This window comes from Flagellimonas baculiformis (assembly GCF_033441575.1).
In the GTDB taxonomy this organism is placed as follows: Bacteria; Bacteroidota; Bacteroidia; order Flavobacteriales; family Flavobacteriaceae; genus Flagellimonas; species Flagellimonas baculiformis.
In genome coordinates, this window is record NZ_JAUZVW010000022.1 from 1 (window position 1) to 20,671 (window position 20,671).

The following is a 20,671-nucleotide window of genomic DNA, read 5'->3' on the forward strand; positions in this document are numbered from 1 at the left end:
ACTATTAATTTCAAGATAGAACTGTATCTGTTCTAACAATATTATTTCTATCGGCTAAGTAACGATTCCGTTTCCTTGCCGCTCCACAGCCTGCCTTCTGTTTGGGTCGTCCTGCAAATATTGTTTAACCTAAAATCAATGATTATGTATTTGAACAGATTGCAACAGGACAAGGTCTTTGTACCGACACAGCTCAGGCCTTTGGAAGAATTGACCGGAATGCCCTCGCGAAAAGGGATGGAACGGGCCATTGTGAGCAATGGCAAGATCGTGAACATTGTGTCCAAACGCTACGGGCACATTCCCAATGAACTGTTTTTCGGGAAAGCCGAGGAGCGGGTCATCAAAACGGGCTTGGAGTACCGTCGCCAGACCATCAACCGATCGGACCGGAGTTTCAGCATGGACTTTGTCCTTACCGACAGCACCCAGTTTTCTGTGGGGCACCGGGAGGATGCCATCCTGCCCATGCTCCGTTTTACCAATTCCTACGATGGGAGCGAACGTACCTCGGGACATTTTGGCTTCTATCGCATGGTGTGCTCCAATGGCCTGCACGTGGCCCGGACGGAAATCGGTTTTTCGATCAAGCATCATAAGCACTGCGTGAACCTGATCATGCCCGAGTTGGAAGGCCTGTTCCGCAAATTCATGGACAACGAGTTCTATACCATCTCCGATAGGTTCCACCAGATGATGTCGGTGGAACTTTTGGATACCAAGGAATTCGTCAGGGAGGTGCTGCACCGAACCCAACTGTTCCGTTATGAGTGCAGTGATCGCAACGATGAACCGTCCAAAAGGGCACGGGAGGTCATCGAGATCTTGGACAACGAGGCCGTTCAGTTGGGCACCACCCCGAACCTCTGGTTGGGTTACAATGCCTTCAATGCGGTATTGCACCGCAGCCTCAAACGGAGCTTCTCACGGCAGGAACGATTGGACAAGCAATTGTTCGAGACCATTTATGAAATGGCCTGATTGCCATCAAGGGCCGCTCCGGTGCCCTACACAAAACCGGAGTATTTACTGGATTGGGTGTGACTTCAATTTTTCAGGTGTAATAAAGGAGGCATGACAACAAGGTTGATGGGTATTGCCTTGGAAGCATTTGACGAGAAGGCCAATGGTTTATTGGGTTCATTGTCTTGCCATAATGCCTTGAACGGCCGTCTGTAACCCTGTTGCAGGGTGTCCATCCGAAAAGGAAAAGGGGGGGGTGGTTGGCATGGATGCAACCGAAGCTATGGTAAACCGAAATGGAGGTAAGACCATTCGTTTGGGGAAGGGTTGGCCACAACGACAAAAATATATTTGCTTCACGAGTAGGGTTGGTACCCAATCCTTCCAGGTTACGCTTGGAACAAAGACGCGGCCATTGGCCCTGTACCGAGTCCCATATCATTGGGATGGCGCAGCAGGATGGTTGAAATCACTTCCTTCATTTCTTTTTCCATCTTTCACTTTCTCGTAAGGTAATGACTCACTAAAATACAGAATGTCAAGGTGAAGAACCCAAAAAACCATTCCTGCACCTTATGGTCCCATACTCTTAATGGCTACCTACAACCTATGTTCATAATTCGTTCTCTACAAGTGCCAACATATTCAGTTTTGGACAGGTTAACATTAAAGTAAAGAATACTTTGCGGTTTAACGCATTCATTCACAAAACTTGATGATAAATTAAATATATTTAATGTTTTTTTGGAAAAAGCTGAATGTTTTCTTTTTTTTTGTTCTTGAAAAGAAAACTGGATTCACGAAAGAATTTTAAATGGGCCAGATTTGGATTCAAAAGCTCCACATGATAACGACAAATTATTGGTCAATCAATTGATCAAGGGAAACGAGAGGGCTTTCCATGCTTTGTATCAAAAATACCACAGAGGACTACACGCATTTGCATTTGGATTGGTCAAATCAAAAGAAATGGCCGATGAAATTTTACAAGAAGTTTTTATGACGGTTTGGATAAACAGCGAATCCTTACAACCGGACCTTTCCTTTAAGTCATACATATTTACCATTGCAAAGAACAAAGCTTTGAATTTTTTACAAAAAGTGGCCAATACCAATAGGCTTAGAGATGAGATTTTTCATAAAAGCCAGGTTTCACGAAACGATGTCGAGGATTATTTGACCAATTCTGAATATACCCTGTTGCGGGAAAGGGCAATCAGGAGTCTGCCTGCCAAACGAAAACTGATTTTTGAGATGTCACGGGAAAAGGGGATGAGTTATGATGACATAAGCAGGGAACTTGGAATTTCCTTGAGTACCGTTAAAAATCAAATGAGCAGGGCATTATCGGATATTAAAGCTTACCTTAATTCACATCCTGATATTTCTTTATTTGTTTTGGTTGCATTGAACCTATCAATGGAATAGTTGGTCCTTTGGCAAGAACCTGTCGGTTCATCGAAGTTGTTTTCAGACCCTAAATATAAAATTTTCCAATTTCTTAAGGGCAGTTAAAGCGCATATTATCAGGCAGCTATGTTGATGTCCTAAATTTCAAATAAAAAAAATTAAACGAAGAGTAGTACAAAACCGGTCTTCAATTGTATTACTAAGAACAACATCAACAAAAACCATTATTTGATGGATTCTCAAAAACGATTTGAACAACTGGTCAACAAGTTTGTGCAAAATCGATGCAGTGAAGCGGAGTCGAAAGAACTAGTTCTTTTGTTGCAAAAAAAGGATACTGGTTTACGATTGCCGTCAGAAGATACTGTATTGTCCCTTTTGGATTCATCAAATACCATTGATGAAACCCGGGCCAATGAAATCTATCAAAGGATTTTGGATGCTAAGGGAGCTAAAGTTAAAAAAAGCACCTTCCCCAAGTATTGGATAAGAATAGCTGCTGCAGTCCTTGTTCTTATTTCGTTGGGAATTTATATCACAGGTACAACATCCGAGCCACAAATTCATACCTTGGAAAAATTGGTCAACCAAGAACACATTATACTTGAAATGGAAGATGGAACCATAAAGCTGCTGGATTCCCTGGATCAAGGTCGGGTTGTTGATGTTCAAGGGCAATCCTTGGGAAATGTCCGGAACAATAGATTAACCTACGATAAAGCATTGAAAGCGGAGAGCTTGGTTTATAACACCATAAAAGTCCCTTATGGGCGAAAATTTGAATTATCCTTGACAGATGGAACGGTAGTCCATGTAAATGCAGGCAGTTCGCTTAAATATCCTGTAAAGTTTATTGATGGTATGGATAGGGATGTTTTTCTGGAGGGAGAGGCCTATTTCGAAGTGGCCCATCGTTCAGACCAACCCTTTAAGGTACATATGGGAGGGGTAGGAGTTGAGGTGCTCGGAACCCAGTTCAATATAACTGCCTTTCCGGAAAACGTCCAGACCGATGTGGTTTTGGTAGAGGGGTCGGTCAAACTTACATCCCAAGCGTCATCACCCAACGGTCAGGCATCCGAGTTACTGCTCGAACCCGGTCAAATGGGAATCTACACCAAGAATACCGATCAAATGTCCAGTCAGACCGTTATCACGGATGTGTATACCCGTTGGGTGGACGGTGAATTGATATTCAGGAACTTGACTTTTGCCGAGATGTTAAAAAAATTGGAGAGGCACTTTAATGTTCCCATACTGGCTGATGAGGGCTTGGTAAATAGGGAAGAGACCTTTAGTGCCAACTTTGGTACAGAATCCATTGACAATGTATTTGCTTACCTCAAAGAGATATATGATTTAGAGTATACCATTCAAGACAATAAAGTAATAATCCATTAAAAAAATCGCCTATGACGACAACGCAACAATATTAAAAAAATCGGAAGATGGTGACACATCTCCCGATCGTATCAGTAATTCAGTGATTTAACCAACCACTAACTAACTTCAAAATTATGAAAAAACTCCTTAGGAACAAAGGGTTTAGCTTGACCTATGTTCTAAATCAAAGTATTAAAAACAAGCTGTCGCTACTTATATTATTCAGTACATTTAGTTCTTTTCAGGCCAAGGTTACTCCTCAACAGCTGATAACATTGGACGTTGAAAATGTTTCGGTTAGCTATCTGATCGATAAAATTGAAAGTTCCACACGATATAGATTTGCGTACAAGACCACAGATGTCGATTTAAACCGAAGATTGTCCTTAAAGGCCACCAACCAAAAAATGTCAAAGGTTTTACAACAGGTCTTTGAAGGAACAGCCACTGGGTACAAGGTAATAGGAGATCAAGTTTTATTGAGCAGTAAAGATGATTTTAAGGCCAAAAATGATTTTGATGAAAACCAGTCCGTTGTAACTGGAACGGTAATCGATGAATTTGGAAATCCCTTTATAGGAGTATATGTCGTGGTCAAGGGAACCAATAAAGGGGTAATAACCGATTTGGATGGTCGTTTCAGCATTGAGGCAACCCCTTCCGATATATTGCTTTTTAGTCATGTTGGCTACAAAACATTGGCCATGGAAGTTGGGATACAGTCCACCATAGATGTCCAAATGGAAGAGAGCCTTGCCGAATTGTCCGAGGTGGTTGTTACGGGCTTTTTTGAACGAAAGGAAGAAAGCTATACCGGTGCTACGGTAACGGTTACCAGTGAAGATCTTAGGAAGGTGGGGAGCCAAAATGTTTTTCAGGCCATTCAGAATATTGATCCCTCCATTAGCCTGATGGATAATTTTGATTTGGGGTCCAACCCCAACAACTTACCCGATTTACAGATAAGAGGCACTTCAACATTTCCAGGGGCGGCAGCCGATGATAACCTTAAGGGTAATTATTTGAGAAATCCGAACCAACCACTTTTTATCCTGAATGGATTTGAGGCCACGGCAGAAAGGGTGTTCGATCTGGACTTTAATCGAGTGGAACGCATAACCATACTCAAAGATGCCGCATCCAAGGCACTTTATGGATCCAGAGCTGCCAATGGTGTTGTGGTAATCGAGACCAAACAATTGTCCGGCGAAGGTGCATTGGTAACCTATACCACCAATTTGGATGTAGAACTACCGGACTTGACCAGTTATAATTTGACCAACTCCTTTCAAAAATTGGAGGCCGAACTTATCGATGGTCTTTATACGCCTTCCTTGGCAGATCCAGACCGTTTGGTGGAGCTCCAGCAATTGTACCAATCCAGGTTGAAATTGGCCAATGAAGGGCTGGACACGGATTGGATGGCAAAACCATTGCAGAATGGCATTGGGCATAGACATTCCTTGGGGGTTGAATTGGGTGACAAGGATTTGCGTTTGCAGGCCAGCCTAAACTATAGAAAAAGTGTGGGGGTAATGAAGGGATCTTCGCGGGAGAACATTGGAGGTAATCTTACCGCATTTTATAGGGTAAAGAACCTCAATTTTAAAAACAGCACCACTATCAACAATAACGTAGGCGAAGAGTCCCCTTACGGAACATTTAATGAGTATGCCATCATGAACCCTTATTGGAGGGCCAGGAATCCTGACGGGAGCATACCCTATTACGCGGAGATTGGCCCAAACGGGGAAAAGTATACCAATCCCTTGTATAATTCTTTGCTCGATTCCAAAAACACTTCAAGCTATTTGAACTTTGTGAATAATTTTTATTTGGAGTGGAATATCCTGCCTGCTTTAAAAACCATTGCCCGTGTCGGTATAGATCTTAAAAAGAGCAAGGCGGATGAGTTTTATCCCTCCGAGCATACCAGATTTGAAAACTATTCCTTGATCGACAAAAATCGGAAAGGATCCTACCAAGTCAATAACGGACAAAGCAGTTACCTGTACGGAGACCTTAACCTACAGTACTCCAAAAGCTTTAAGAAACATTTGTTGTTTGGAAATGCCGGTTTCAATGTAAGCGAAAGGGATTTTGAGGAAGTAATTCATCTGGCGGAAGGTTTTCCAAGTAGCAGAATGGACGATATTGTTTTTGCACGATCTTACGCCCTTGATTCAAGACCTACAGGGATTAGTGGTGTCTCTAGGGATGTTGGATTTTTGTTTGTTGGATCCTATATTTATGATAATCGATTCCTATCTGATTTTACATTCAGGACCAGTGCGTCATCCCAGTTTGGTGACGATAAAAGATGGTCCAATTTCTGGAGTGTTGGTTTGGGTTGGAACCTGCACAACGAAAAGTTTTTTGCAGAATCACCATTCGAACAATTTAGGATCAGAGCCTCGGTGGGTTCGACCGGAAACCAGAACTTCAATAGCAACGAATCTGTTGTGACCTACGGTTACTATCTTGATTCAAGATATCAAGACAATGTTGGTTCCTATACTTTGAATATGGGTAACCCTGGGCTACAGTGGGAAACCAAATTCGATGTCAACAACGGTTTCGATATCAAGATCGGAGGATTGACCCTTCGCTACGACTATTACGAGAGTTATACGGAAAACTTGATTACAGATATAACACTACCATATTATAGTGGTTTCAACAGTGTCAAGGATAACTTGGGCAAGGTTAAGAACAGTGGTATCGAAGCGAACATTTCGTACTTATTGTGGTCCAGGGGTAGGAATTATTTTTCGATTAACGGAGGTATAACTACCAACGAGAACAAGATTATCGAACTTTCCGATGCCTTGCAAAGCTTCAATGATGCACAGGACAAGATAGCTGCGGATAGAGGCAACAATAGACCGGTGAACAGATACGAGAATGGAATGTCCATGAATGCTATTTGGGCGGTACCTTCACTGGGGATCGATCCTTCCACTGGACAGGAAATCTACATGAAACAGGATGGAAGTACCACCTACGAGTGGGACGCCGCCGATTTGGTTGTTGTAGGAAACAGCAACCCAAAATACCGGGGAATTTTCGGTTTCTCAGGGGAATACGAAGGTTTTGGGGTAAGCGTTACGGCCAGATATTTAGGCGGCGGACAACTTTACAACCAGACTTTGGTGGATAAAGTGGAGAATGTGGATATGAACTACAATGTAGATGAGCGCGTACTTACCGGTAGATGGCGCTATCCAGGGCAACATGCACTTTACAAAAGATTGGGAACCTACAATGTTGATCCAGATGGGGACAATGTATTTGTCAGCCTTCAGGAAAAAACAAGGGCCACCTCACGGTTTGTACAGGATAGGAACGAGTTGGATATCGCAGCCATTAATGTGTATTACGAGTTTAAACCACGTATAACCAAAGCCATGGGATTGGATAGATTGCGCTTGAGTTTTAACATGAACGAAGTAGCCAAATTCTCTTCCATAGAAATTGAAAGGGGAACACAGTACCCCTTCTCCAGATCTATGACATTCTCTTTAATGGCCAACCTATAATACTATACTTATGAAAGCATTTATTCAAAAAACACTAATGACCTTGCTGGCGGCCATACTTGTCATTGCCTGTAGCGATGACTGGTTGGATGAAACCTCCAATGCAAAGATTACCGCGGACCAACAATTTAGTGACGAGGACGGTTTCAAGGATGCATTGATGGGCGTCTATTTGGGAATGACTTCGCCCAATCTGTACGCAAAGGATATGACCTGGAACCTTGTTGATTTATTGGCCCAACAATATGCGGCTTTACCATCCTTGGCATTATATGATGAGGTTCAACAATTTAATTATAGAGGTCCACAGGCAACGGATCAGGTTGATGCACTTTGGATACGATCCTATAATGTGTTGGCCAATATTAACCTGGCGTTGGAGTATATTGACAAAAACCAGGAGGTGTTAAACCCGATTAACTATGCCATCATTAAAGGAGAGCTGCTTGGTCTCAGGGTTTTTGTCCACCTAGACCTCATGCGATTGTATGGCTATGGTGATTTGGGCGAACGTCAAAGTTTGATGGGAGAATATACCATTCCTTATGTGGTAAGTTTTGATAAAGATTTGGTATCGCCGATGACCTATGCGCAGACCTTTGATCGCATGCAGGAAGATATCGACCTTGCCTTGGAACTTCTTAAGGAAGACCCGATATATCAAGACGGGAATCGTCCAGCAGATTATTACTTGGAAGTAAATAGAAACGGATTTTATGAAAATCGTGAGCAGCGCATGAATTATTATGCGGTGAAAGCATTGGAGGCCAGAAAACTACTTTGGGAAGGAAATACCAGCGATGCAGCAGCTGCTGCTGAGACGGTGATTGCCAACTCAGGTGCAGTGCTTATACAATCGGATTCATATCCAATTGCAAGCGATCCAATTCTTTATCAGGAAGTACTGTTCTGTTTGGATATCAATGGTTTTGCGGACATAGTCAACCCTATTTTAACGGCCAGTGACGATGGTACCAATTACGATGCCATTTACCTGACCACACAAATGGCAGATAGCATTTTTGAAACCGATGAGGTGAACATAGGCCTTGCCGATGTTCGATTCAACACTTTACTTAAATCTGAGACTAGAGGTCTTGTAAGCACCAAATTGATTCAATCCGGTACCGATTACCCAAATCAGATGCCTTTGATCAAGTTGCCCGAAATGTACTATATCGCGGCAGAGCATTACTGGGCCTCAGAAAATTTGGAGCAGGCCATAACCTATTTGAACACTGTTCGAAGAAGTAGGGGAATACTGGAACCAATTCCATTGGACTCAGACTCTGGGACCGTTTGGGAAGAACTGAAAAAGGAGTATCGAAAAGAATTTATTGGCGAAGGACAACTCTTTTATTTCTACAAACGTACCGGGGAAACCGTGATTCCCGGTCTATCCGAAACGGTAGAGCTAAATGACGAAGTCTATGTACTTCCCTATCCAGATAGTGAAGCACAGTTTGTGGGCCAAAACTAAAATTTGAAACCATTTTAAAAATGAGAAAATATACATTGAGTTTAATGGTACTGCTGGGAGCAGTACTCATTATCAGTTCTTGTAACAAAGACGAAATAGGTGAATTTGAGAATGATTTTAGTGGGATAAACTTTCTTCAGGAAGTTTCGAGCTATTCGTTTCTGGAGAATCCTTCCAATGAGTTTATTACGGAAATTCCAACCCGTATTATAGGGGATACATTGAGCAACGAACGTTTTTTCAAGGTAATAGTGGTTCAGGATTCATTGACAACAGCCAGCCCAAGCCTCTATGAAATTCAACAAGGCATTGTGGCCTCTGGTGAATTTGAGGGTCGTCTGTATTTGAAAGTGTTCAATTCCCAACAATTGGATACTACGGAAGTTTCGGTTCATTTGCAGATTACAGATTCCGAGGATTTTAGAAAAGGGAATACGGAAAGCATAGATCATGTGTTCACCTGGACCAATAAAGTGATTGTTCCCGACTGGAGGTATTACCGATTCTTCTTTTGTCGCTACCCCAGTACAGCAGCCTACCGAGCCTTTGTGGCATCAACAGGAATGACCAGTTTTACCATAGATGATTATCGTGCTCTTGGACCAACCGGAGCCCAGGTAAAGGGCGTTCAATTTGGAGATTATATACGAAAGTACAATGAGGAAAACCCAGATGCTCCATTGTTGCACGATGATGGGCCAAATGTTGGGCAACCCATAGTTCCGATCTATTGATGATTCGCGGAACTTTTTCATTGAAGAATGCAGAATAACCTTAAAAATTTAAAAATGAAAAAACTATTATATATAACCCTAATTGCTTTTGGGATAGGGCTATTTGCATCCTCCTGTTACGATGACAACAGTACATTGGATGTAAATAAAATACCGGATATTACACTCGATACCACTGGAGTGGCAACACTGACAGTTTATCAATTTGAGAATTTGAAAGTGATACCGGAATTGGATCATCAAGGACTTTCCGAAAGTGAACTTTCATACGAATGGAAGATTAATCTAAAGCCAAACGATACGATTTATCAAGTTATTGGCAACGAAAGAAATCTTGATTTTTTAATTGAGTTTAAACCCAACCTTTCAGGTAACTTCCATCAACTGGTATATACCGTAACGAATACCCGCACAAATTTGGACCATATTTTTGCCTGGCCGGTAAGGGTGTTGAACAATATCGGTGAAGGTTTGGTGGTGGCCCACACAGAAGATGGGTCATCCACCGATATTAGCCATATCATGTCGCCGTCGGTGACGCCGGATTACGATGCGGTCAGTGTAAAGCACAATGTTTACTCTGCAATCAATGGCGCCACAATTCCGGGGATTACCAAACAAATGCGCTACACAAAATTGGGAAGGGACGATGTCATGTTCGGTATAACCGGGACAAGTATCTATACGATAAACACTTTGGATTACACTTTTGGAGGTAGCAATGGCGATTTGTTTTATGCGGAAAGAAGTAATTACGAACCACAGGCCTTGGGAGGGGTAAACCAAGGAGATCTCTATTTGGCCAATGGAACAATAACATCCACCTATTTGGGGGCATCAACAAAAATCGGACTGCCTTTTGATTCTGATTTTACCGCACCCGACATTATAGCAGCCAATGGAGCGAGCAACCCGATAGTGGTCATTAGTTTTTACGATGAGGTGAACGGTCAGTTTGTGTACCAACCATCCGTCACCCCGTTTGGCGACAACACCATGTATGCCACGCCAAATAGTGCTGCTGGCGCATTTGACCCTACAACACAACCGGGTTATGTGAATTTGGCCGCGGGCGTAAGCACTACAGGGGAGTTTATGCACCTACTGAAAAATAATGGGACAGGCGAGGTCGCCTTGTTCATGTTTGACGAAGGGGTAAGTGGATTTCCATCACCCGAGCCCCCCAAACCAATTGCTAAATTTGACTTGACCAATGCACCGGGAATTGAAGAGGCTGAAAACTTCGCTTTTTTGGATGACCAAAAAGTAATGTATTATGCAACGGCGACAAAGGTTTATGCCGTTCTCTATGGAACGGCCACCCCGACCATCGAGGAGCGGTATGCGGTTCCATCAGGAGAAAATATCACCACCTTGCAAGTGTATCGACAAGCCGATTATCCCAGAAGATTTTCTGGTGAATACATGCCTTTGAACAACAAGGCCTTAATTATGTCCACATTTGACAATACAACCGGGCATGTCTATTTGTTGCCATTTATCAATACAGGAATTGGTAACATAGATACTCCAAATATTGAAGTGTACAGCGGTTTTGGTAAAGTGACGGCGATAGCCACACAATTATAGGAAAGCTGGAATGTCCCCTGCCCATTTTTTGAATTAGTTATCCTTGGGGCAGGGGATTGCTTTAATAATATCCTTTAAAGTTCTCAACAAAGTTTTACTGTTAATGAAGAAAATAATCAAAATAGCTAAGCTGGAGCTTGGCCTACTCTTTTATTCCCCCATTGCCTGGCTTACCTTGGTCATTTTTATGGTACAATGCGGCCTGACATTTACCAATTTGTTGGATGCCAAGGAAACCTCCCAACAATTGGGAACAAACCTTAACGATCTTACAGTGGGCGTGTTTGGCGGACACAATGGTTTTTTCTCCGCAATACAAAACAAGCTCTATCTCTATATTCCCTTGTTGACCATGGGTCTGTTGAGCAGGGAACTAAGTTCAGGTTCCATTAAATTGTTGTTTTCTTCACCGGTTACCAGTAAGCAAATCGTTTTGGGGAAGTTTCTTTCCATGATGGCCTATGGTCTTTTGTTGGTGGCCGTTTTGTTGCTTATGGTTTTTGTGGCCTCCTTTAGTATCGAGCAACTGGACTTTAAATTTCTCGCCGGGGGTATTCTAGGGCTGTATATTCTTATATGTGCCTATGCATCCATAGGGCTCTTTATGAGCAGTGTTACCCCTTACCAAGTGGTGGCTGCAATCGGAACACTCGCTATTTTGGCCGTGTTGAACTTTGTTGGGACAATAGGACAGAGTGTGGATGTGGTCCGGGACATCACCTATTGGCTTTCCATATCGGGACGCGCCGATAATTTTATTAATGGCCTTATAAGCAGCAAGGACTTCATATACTTTCTTTTGGTCATTTTCCTGTTTCTGACACTCACTGTTATGCGATTGAACAAAGGAAGAAAAACCACAAGCTCTGCAACGGTGACCTTAAAGTATATGGGTTTGATCGTAGGGGTAATCACCTTGGGTTATGTGAGCTCGCTACCTTTGGTGGATGCTTATTATGACACCACTCGCTTCAAAAAAATGACCTTGACGGATAAAAGTAAGGAGATTATCGGTCAATTGGACGGAGACCTTACCATAACCACTTATGTTAACATTATAAATAGTTTCGCCCATTTGGGTTCACCAAAATTCAGGATTTTCGATAAAAGTAAGTTTGATCAGTACACACGGTTTCTTCCAAATTTAAATATGGATTACGTGATGTATTTTGACTCTACTTTTACGAAACGGGATTTCCAATACAATTCACTGGAAGAAATGGCCCAAAGGTCCGCTACTGCTTATGGAATTGATTTCGAAAAGGTTTTAAGGCCGGAAGAAATAAGGCGGAAAATAGATCTGTCTTCAGAACGGAATGCATTTGTCCGCAAGGTTATTTACAAAGATCGTTCCTCAAGCCTTAGAATGTTCTTCGATATGATAACCTATCCCGGTGAATCAGAAATTTCGGCTGCTATCAAAAGACTATTGGTTCCACCTCCTGTGATTGGGGTTCTTAGGGGGAATGGCGAACGGAGTATGAGCAAGTCTGGGGACAGTGACTATGAGGACTTGATCCATAACCTAACATTCAGAAACTCACTCATCAATCAAGGATTTGATGTTGTGGAAATTGAGAATAGACCGGATATCATGATACCGGACTCCCTTGTAGCTTTGGTCATTGCCGATCCCATTGTTCCCTACTCGGTCGAACAGCAAGGCAAAATTCAAGATTATATTAACAATGGGGGTAATTTGTTGATTGCTGGAGAACCGAAAAAATCACACTTGTTGCAACCTATTTTGAATGTATTGGGCATTAAGTTCAGCCCAGCTCAATTGACCCAACAATCGGAGGATTTGGAATTGCACGTACTTAAAGCTGTATTGGGTCCAGAGACGGATCAAATAGGAATTCAGCTAAAAAGGGATACGATTATCACTCATGCCGGAGCCATGGGATTGGAGACCATGGAAAAGTCGGAGTTCACTATTGTGCCGTTGACTATTGCCAAGGCACAAAAGGCATATGCAAAAAAGGATACAATACCTTTCGATAAGGGAAACCTATATTCCTATAATCTTAATACTGCCCATAAAGGGAGAATAACTGGAAACGCACCCATCAGTAAAGTAAAGGGTAAGAACGCCATTGATGTGGGCACACCAGATCATGACTTCAAGGTATTTTTTGGACAAGAAGAAGAAGTTCCAATCTCCATGGCACTAAGCCGGGACATAAATGGAAAGGAACAAAAGATCATTGTTTCCGGGGATGCGGATTTTTTAAGTAATGCGGAATTAAGCCGATTTAATTTACGGACTGGGAACTTTAGTTTGGGAACACAGATTTTTAAATGGTTTGCCAATGGGGAATTTCCGGTGGATATAACACGACCTGAGGCCATCGACAATACAATTACAGTGGACCAAAAAGACCTTTCTTGGATCAAGATCGTGCTCATGGGGATCTTACCATTGTTGATTGCCGTTTCCGGGGCCACCATCTTGATGAAAAGGAAAAGAAAATAAGAACGATAATAGACGAACAGATGAAAATAAGTATAGCCAAGGTTAAAAATTTATCGCACCGATACAGTAGGGATTGGGCGATAAGGGATATTAATTTTGAGGTTTTCAACAAAGGTATCATGGGATTGTTGGGATCCAATGGTGCAGGTAAATCCACCACAATGAACATATTGTGCGGAGTAATCAATCAAACCGAGGGTGAGGTCTACATTGATGGGATCAATATGAGGGAGCAACCTGTTGAGGCTAAAAAATTGATTGGGTTCTTACCTCAAAAAGCACCGCTGCATACGGAACTGACAGTTGATGAGTATTTGATTCATTGTGCCCATTTGCGATCTATCCCTTCAAAGAAGATTCCGGAAGCACTGGAAATTGCGAAAGCAAAATGTGGTATATCCCATTTTAGCAAAAGGGTACTCAAAAATCTTTCGGGCGGATACCAACAAAGGGTTGGACTGGCCCAGGCCATTATCCATAATCCCAAGTTGGTGGTCTTGGATGAACCCACCAACGGACTGGACCCAAACCAGATTTTGGAAGTTCGAAAACTTATCAAAGAGATTGCTGAGGACCGTGCCGTAATCCTATCAACACACATCCTATCCGAGGTTCAGGCCACATGTGATAATATCGTCATGGTGGAGAACGGTCGAATAGTGTTTGCGGACACCCTTTATGCCTTTAATAATTACATCGAGCCCAATACCTTGATCATGGAAATGAAAGAACTTCCTGCAGAGCAAGATCTATTGGAGGTTGAAGGTGTTGCCAGTGTTTCCTTTATCGATGGTTCCCGAGTGAGGATCACGTTCCAAGGTAAGGACAATATCACGGAAAGATTGATAAAGTGCAGTGTGGACAAGGATTGGTCGTTATCCGAAATCTATTTTGAAAAAACATCCTTGGATGGTGTGTTTGCACAGCTTTCTGGAAAGGCACCCAAGAACTAAAAGGCTTTACTTCAATTATTTGAACCCCAATAGATGAAAAAAATAGTTAGAATTGCCCAATTGGAGCTAAGTATAATGTTCTATTCGCCCATTGCGTGGCTTGTATTGGTGATTTTCATTGCGCAGACCGGAATAACCTTTGCAGACGTATTGTACAGCCAGGAAACCAATCAGCAGTTGGGTCGACCATTGAATGTACTTTCCAAAGTCTTGTTTGCCGGGGAGCATGGAATATTGGCCAAGATACAGGAGAACTTATATCTATACATTCCATTGCTCACGATGGGCCTATTCAGTAGGGAAACCAGCAGTGGCTCCATCAAACTGCTGCAATCATCCCCTGTTACCGTTCCCCAAATGGTCTTGGGCAAATTTTTGTCCATTGCAATTTATGGATTACTCTTATCCTTGGTGCTGCTAAGTTTTGTAGTGGTGGGAAATCATTCAATAGCCAATTTGGACATCCCATTTGTTCTTGGAGGTATTTTGGGAATCTATCTATTGATCTGCACCTATGCTTCCATAGGATTGTTTATGTCCAGTCTAACCGCTTACCAGGTGGTATCGGCGATAAGCACCTTAGCGGTATTGGCCTTGTTGAGCTTTATCGGGAACATCGGGCAAAGCCATGATTTTGTTCGTGATATTACCTATTGGTTATCCATATCCGGACGTACCGATAATCTGGTCAATGGATTGATCGCTAGTAAGGACATAATCTATTTCCTGATGGTAATGGGCATGTTTTTGATGCTGACCGTGCTCAAATTACAGGACGAAAGGAAATCCAAAAAGAAATCCTTGCGTGTTCTAAGATATGTATTGGCCATAATTGTTCCGGTGGCAATAGGCTATATTTCCTCCTTGCCATCCATAAATGGATATTACGATACCACAAGGTTCAAGGATAGGACCCTAACCGAATATTCCCAAGAGATCATCGATCGGTTGGAAGCGCCCTTGAAAATTACTAGTTATGTAAACATTGTTCATTACAGTGCTTCCAAAGGAGCTCCAAAAAATAGGATCAAGGATTTGAACCATTTCGAAAAATATAGAAGGTTCAAACCGGATTTGGAGATGGAATACATCATTTATTACGACACTTTGGTGAAATATAACGACACCACTACCACACTCTTGGAAAAAGCCAAGAAAGCGGCATCGGCACATAAATTTGATTTTGACGATTTGTTGACCCCGGAGGAAATCAAGAAAAAAATCGATTTGATTCCAGAAAACAATCGATTGGTCAGGTTTATCCAATATAAAGATAAAACTACACCTTTACGAATGTTCGATGATATCTTGGCCTACCCCAATGAATCGGAGATCACCGCGGCTTTGAAGCGGATTCTCGATAAGCCTTCGTATATTGGGTTTGTGCAAGGTCACAACGAACGCAGTATCCATAAAATGGAAGATGGGGGATATGAAATAATCATGAATGGAACCAACACCAGAGGTTCCTTGATAAACCAAGGATTTCAGCCCATGGATATTTTATTGGAGAAAAATAAAATGATACCCGATAGTTTGGATGCCATTGTGTTGGCGGACCCAAAACAATCCTTCACCGCAGACGAGGAAAAAGTCCTTTTGGATTATGTGGACCAGGGAGGAAATCTTTTGATCACAGCAGAGCCGGGAAAAAGTGGTAACATGGAGGGAATATTGGCCAAATTGGGTATTTCGTTCCATAAAGGAATGCTATTGCAAGAAAGTGAAGACCATTCCCTGGACCTTATCCAAGGGGTATTTACTTCAGAAGCACAAAACCAAGGCTTTAAGTTTTATAGTGGAGCAATTGTTTCCTTTCCAACAGCCATGGGAATTCAAATTTCGGGAAACCCCGATTTTGAGATAACGCCTATAATGACCACGAACAAGGAGGTGGCGTGGAACAGAATGGAGCCGTTTGATTTGGAGACGCAAAGGATCTTCTTTGATACCGAGGTTGATGATCGGGTGGCTATGCCCGTGGCCGTCACTTTGGAAAGAAAAGTAAAGGATAAAGATCAAAAAATCATGGTGGTCGGAGATGCGGATTTTCTGAGCAATTCCGAAATGGCACGCAATAACCTGAACACCGTAAATGCATCCTTTGCCATGAGAATATTCCGCTGGCTCAATGATGGCAAGTACCCAGTGAATACTTCAAGACCAAGGGCCATAGATACCGTTATAAAAGTATCCCGATCGGAGATAGTGGCATTAAAAGTAGGATATGCATTGATCTTACCTTTGATTGTAGGCGCCATTGGCGCAGGTTTACTAATGATTAGAAAAAGAAAATAACAGAATATTCGTGCAAGTACATTCCATTTTAAAAAGCGGCATTGTTTTTTGTCTAATTAACCTTTTTGCAGGTAATGCCCAAAACGCTGATATTGTACCGGAACAACGTATTCCATTGGATGGGGAGGTTGTGGTTGACACTTTGTCCAATGGGCTTACCTATTACATAAGGGAGAATAGGGAGCCTCGCGAAAATGCGGAACTGTATTTAGTGGTTAAGGCGGGGTCTTTACAAGAGACCGATGGGCAGCAAGGATTGGCTCATTTTACGGAGCATATGGCTTTTAATGGTACCAAAAGCTTTCCCAAAAATCAATTGATCGATTATTTACAAGCTGCTGGAGTACGTTTCGGGGCAGATTTAAATGCATATACAGGCTTTGATCAAACCGTGTACCAATTACCGGTTCCCACAGATGACAAGGAAGTTTTCGAAACCGCTTTCAAAATTCTTTCGGAATGGGCGGGCAATATTGCCTTAGGTAGTGAAGAGATAAATGCTGAGAGAGGGGTAATCGTTGAGGAAGAAAGGCAACGGGGAAAAAATGCTTCGCAACGGATGAGCGAAGAACTTCTTCCCGTACTCCTGGCTGACTCAAGATATGCCGATCGTATCCCGATCGGAAAAATGGAAATCATCAATAATTTTGGGCACGATACACTCAGGGCATATTATAAGAAATGGTACCGTCCCCAATTGCAAGGGATTATTGCCGTTGGTGATTTCGATAAAAAAATGGTGGAGGACTATGTCCAGACCTATTTTGGAACCTTGCAGGGAGCAAAAGAAACCACTATGCCGGAAGCATACACGGTTCCCGGAAATAAAAAAGCCTTGGTAAAGATTGTTACGGATCCCGAGTTCCCATATAGTGTGGCAACAATAATCTACAAGCACCCTAGAAGACTGATTAAAACAGAGAAGGATTTTTTGGACGCAATAATCCGGTCTGCTGTCAACAATCTTGTTGCGCTGCGAATTGCCGAGCAAATAGAAAGGGGTACTGCACCCTACCTTAAGGCAAGTGCCAGCTATGGAGCGTATCAAGGAGGTATAGGAAATCTAGATGCCTTCACGATTCAAGTTGTGGCCAAGAGTGCGGAGGAACTGCAATCAGCCATACAAGGTGTTATGGATGAAGTAAACAGGGCCGTTGTGCATGGATTTACCCAATCGGAGTGGGAGCGGGTCAAGTTGAACTTTGAAAATGCCATTACAAAAAATTACCATGAAAAAGAGCATGTGTCTTCCAAGTCCTATGTGAATCAATACCTCAAACATTTTCTTTATGGTGAAGCCTTTATGAGTATGGACTATTCCTATGAATTCTATAAAAAAGGGCTGAACACAATAACCCTGGAAGACCTGAACCATACCATAAAATCCTGGGTCACCGATCAGAACCGGATTGTTCTATTGCAAGCATCCGAAAAGGATAAGGAGTTATTGCCCGATGAGGATGATTTAAAGTCATGGGTCAGCAATTTGGATGAAAATATTGAGGCATACATTGATAATGGGAACGATGGACCTTTGCTGGTCGATCTTGAAAAAGGAGGTGCAGTGTTATCGACCAAAAAAGTTAAATCCATTGGGGCAACAGAGTACAAACTTACCAATGGTGTTAAGGTTGTTCTTAAAGAAACAGACTTTAAAAATGATGAAATCCTATTTTCAGGCTTTAGCCCTGGGGGGGTGTCTTTGGCCAGCAAAGAAGATTTACCGTCGGCGAAATTGGCTGATAATATAATAGCATCTTCCGGAGCGGGAACCTTTAGCAGTTTGGAGCTCAATAAAAAAATGTCGGGAAAAACCTTGGCCGTTTCCCCATATATTGGCACCTATTCGGAGGGAATCAAAGGTTACACGGCGAATAAAGATCTTGAGACAGCCCTTAAATTGATGTATCTCTATTTTACCCAACCTAGAAGAGACACTACCACGTTCAATACCATTTTGGAGAACTACAAGGTATCCTTGACCAATAAATACGATAACCCAATGGCTGTTTTTCAAGATAGTGTAAATGTAGCCATGAAAGGACGTGGTGCATGGGCAAAAGGAATAGACAGTATGCAATTGGAAAATGTGGACCTGGATAAGGCCATGGAATTTTATAAGGATCGTTTTAAGGATTTTAGTGATTATACGTTTGTATTGGTGGGAAGTTTTGATAAGGATAGTATTATTGGGCCCATTGCAAAGTATCTTGGGGCATTGCCATCCTTTGAACGCGAGGAAACTTTTAAAGATGTTGGTATTAAACCCATCTCCGGAACATTTGAGCGCAATGTGTACAAAGGGTTGGAAGATAAAGCAACAGTGGTATTGGCTTTTCACGATGATTATGAAAGCTCGCCTGGGAACGACATGGCCTTAAAAGCGCTAAAAGCAATTTTGGATGATAGGTTGGTCAAACGACTACGCGAAAAGGAGAGTGGCGTTTACAGTCCTTCGGTGGCAATAAGCCACGTAGAAATACCAAATCCCTATTTTTCATTGTCCATATCCTTTAGTTGTGCACCAGATCGTGCGGAACAGCTGATTGATGCCACAAGGGACGAATTAATGAAAATAATGAAGGATGGAGCCAATGATGGGGATTTAAATAAATTCAAAGCCCAAAATCTAAGACAACATGAGATCAAGTTGCGGCAGAACAGCTATTGGCTAAATTATTTGAAGTCCAAATATACGTATGGTGAAGATTTGGAAGAGATTCATAAAATGGAGAAAAGGTTGAAGAAGTTAAAAGTTCCCAAGGTCAATGCACTTATGCAGCAATACCTAAATGCGGCAAACCAAATAAAACTTGTTCTATATCCCGAAAGCTATGGGCCGCATACCCAATAGGCTCAAATAAAGTGGATAATCCAAAGTTGATCTTGGAATGCCTATAAGATGTGCGGTGCATATTTGTGTTCTACCGTCAAATGTGCTCCAACGGCCTGGACGGAGATCGGTTTTTTGATCAAGCACCATAGAAAAAGTGTGAACCTGATCATACCTGTGCTGAAAGATTTGTCCCAAAATTGCATGGAAACCGAGTTCTATACCATCTACTTTACGTTCCATCAGATGATGTCGGTGGAACTTTTGGAAACCATGGAATTCGTCAGGGAGGTGCTGCGCCGGACCATACTGTTCCGTTATAGTGCAGTGACAAGAACGACAAGCCGTCCAAAAGGGCTTGCAAGGTCATCGAGATCTTGGACAATGAGGCCATGGAGCAGGTTACTCCCCAACAACTGTCCGAATATGAGATGGGCCTTTTGAATCGATTGAGGCTCTGGATCTATGAGAAACGACGACAGGCCTTAAAGGACAGCATGAAAACTTCAATGCCCAAGTTGAGCGGACCTTCCCCTAACGATCAGGGGGGCTGTTCCGGACAGATTAAAAAGGAGCCCAGTAAGTACTTTTGACCCATTGCCATCGCATGGTTGATGCATTGTTATTTGGCCAATACGGAAGTCGTCCAAACGGATTTTTGGTGCGCCCTTCCTTTGCAAACCCTTCTTGGGGCTTTGCTGTGCAAGGCCGCAAATCCGTCCGGCCGCCCATCAAATTTTAAGGGGTCCATAATAAAAGAAGCCCTTGTTGTTTTTCGGGGCATCGAAAAACAGGGCAGTGCCCAAGGACTTCCTATCAGGACACCATTACCCTCGGTCGTTTAACTTCCCGTACACTCCCTTGCCAATGGGTCAGATGGAATTCCTAAGGCCCTCATAGAACCTGTCAAGGCCAAGACAGGTTTTGTCCATAAATTGGAAACGCCGGACATAGTATACCACCCTCGCCGGTTCAAAGTGACCATAGCTGGCCGGACGAAAGTGACCCACCT

General features: G+C 42.5%; 12 protein-coding genes. All 12 read left to right on the forward strand.

Features of this window, described 5'->3' with window-relative positions:
* The first annotated feature begins 144 nt into the window (after positions 1–144).
* The 12 genes from SD450_RS18855 (at position 145) to SD450_RS18910 (ending at position 20,103) form a co-directional block, all read left to right on the forward strand.
* Entirely contained in the window at positions 145–981 is an 837-nt protein-coding gene (locus SD450_RS18855) for a DUF932 domain-containing protein (protein ID WP_318345917.1), read from the forward strand.
* An 888-nt stretch (positions 982–1,869) separates the two neighbouring features.
* A complete protein-coding gene (locus SD450_RS18860; RefSeq protein ID WP_318345918.1) occupies positions 1,870–2,391 on the forward strand; it encodes an RNA polymerase sigma-70 factor in 522 nt (173 codons plus the stop codon).
* A 213-nt stretch (positions 2,392–2,604) separates the two neighbouring features.
* Positions 2,605–3,774: a FecR family protein gene (locus tag SD450_RS18865; protein ID WP_318345919.1), complete on the forward strand. Its 1,170-nt coding sequence runs from the start codon at positions 2,605–2,607 to the stop codon at positions 3,772–3,774.
* 389 nt (positions 3,775–4,163) lie between these two features.
* Positions 4,164–7,295, forward strand: a complete 3,132-nt coding sequence (locus SD450_RS18870) for a SusC/RagA family TonB-linked outer membrane protein (protein WP_318345920.1) — start codon at positions 4,164–4,166, stop codon at positions 7,293–7,295.
* Between the two features lie 10 nt (positions 7,296–7,305).
* The gene (locus SD450_RS18875; RefSeq protein WP_318345921.1) at positions 7,306–8,775 is read left to right on the forward strand and encodes a RagB/SusD family nutrient uptake outer membrane protein; all 1,470 of its coding nucleotides are present in this window, start codon (positions 7,306–7,308) and stop codon (positions 8,773–8,775) included.
* 20 nt (positions 8,776–8,795) lie between these two features.
* On the forward strand, positions 8,796–9,509 hold the full coding sequence (locus SD450_RS18880; RefSeq protein WP_318345922.1) for a DUF4843 domain-containing protein: 714 nt from the start codon (positions 8,796–8,798) through the stop codon (positions 9,507–9,509).
* 54 nt (positions 9,510–9,563) lie between these two features.
* Positions 9,564–11,099: a PKD-like family lipoprotein gene (locus SD450_RS18885; protein ID WP_318345923.1), complete on the forward strand. Its 1,536-nt coding sequence runs from the start codon at positions 9,564–9,566 to the stop codon at positions 11,097–11,099.
* Between the two features lie 103 nt (positions 11,100–11,202).
* On the forward strand, positions 11,203–13,575 hold the full coding sequence (locus SD450_RS18890) for a Gldg family protein (protein ID WP_318345924.1): 2,373 nt from the start codon (positions 11,203–11,205) through the stop codon (positions 13,573–13,575).
* A gap of 20 nt (positions 13,576–13,595) precedes the next feature.
* Entirely contained in the window at positions 13,596–14,528 is a 933-nt protein-coding gene (locus SD450_RS18895; RefSeq protein WP_318345925.1) for an ABC transporter ATP-binding protein, read from the forward strand.
* Positions 14,529–14,561: 33 nt separating this feature from the next.
* A complete protein-coding gene (locus SD450_RS18900) occupies positions 14,562–16,826 on the forward strand; it encodes a Gldg family protein (RefSeq protein WP_318345926.1) in 2,265 nt (754 codons plus the stop codon).
* 10 nt (positions 16,827–16,836) lie between these two features.
* On the forward strand, positions 16,837–19,680 hold the full coding sequence (locus tag SD450_RS18905) for a M16 family metallopeptidase (RefSeq protein ID WP_318345927.1): 2,844 nt from the start codon (positions 16,837–16,839) through the stop codon (positions 19,678–19,680).
* Between the two features lie 48 nt (positions 19,681–19,728).
* A complete protein-coding gene (locus SD450_RS18910) occupies positions 19,729–20,103 on the forward strand; it encodes a hypothetical protein (protein WP_318345928.1) in 375 nt (124 codons plus the stop codon).
* Positions 20,104–20,671 lie beyond the last annotated feature (568 nt).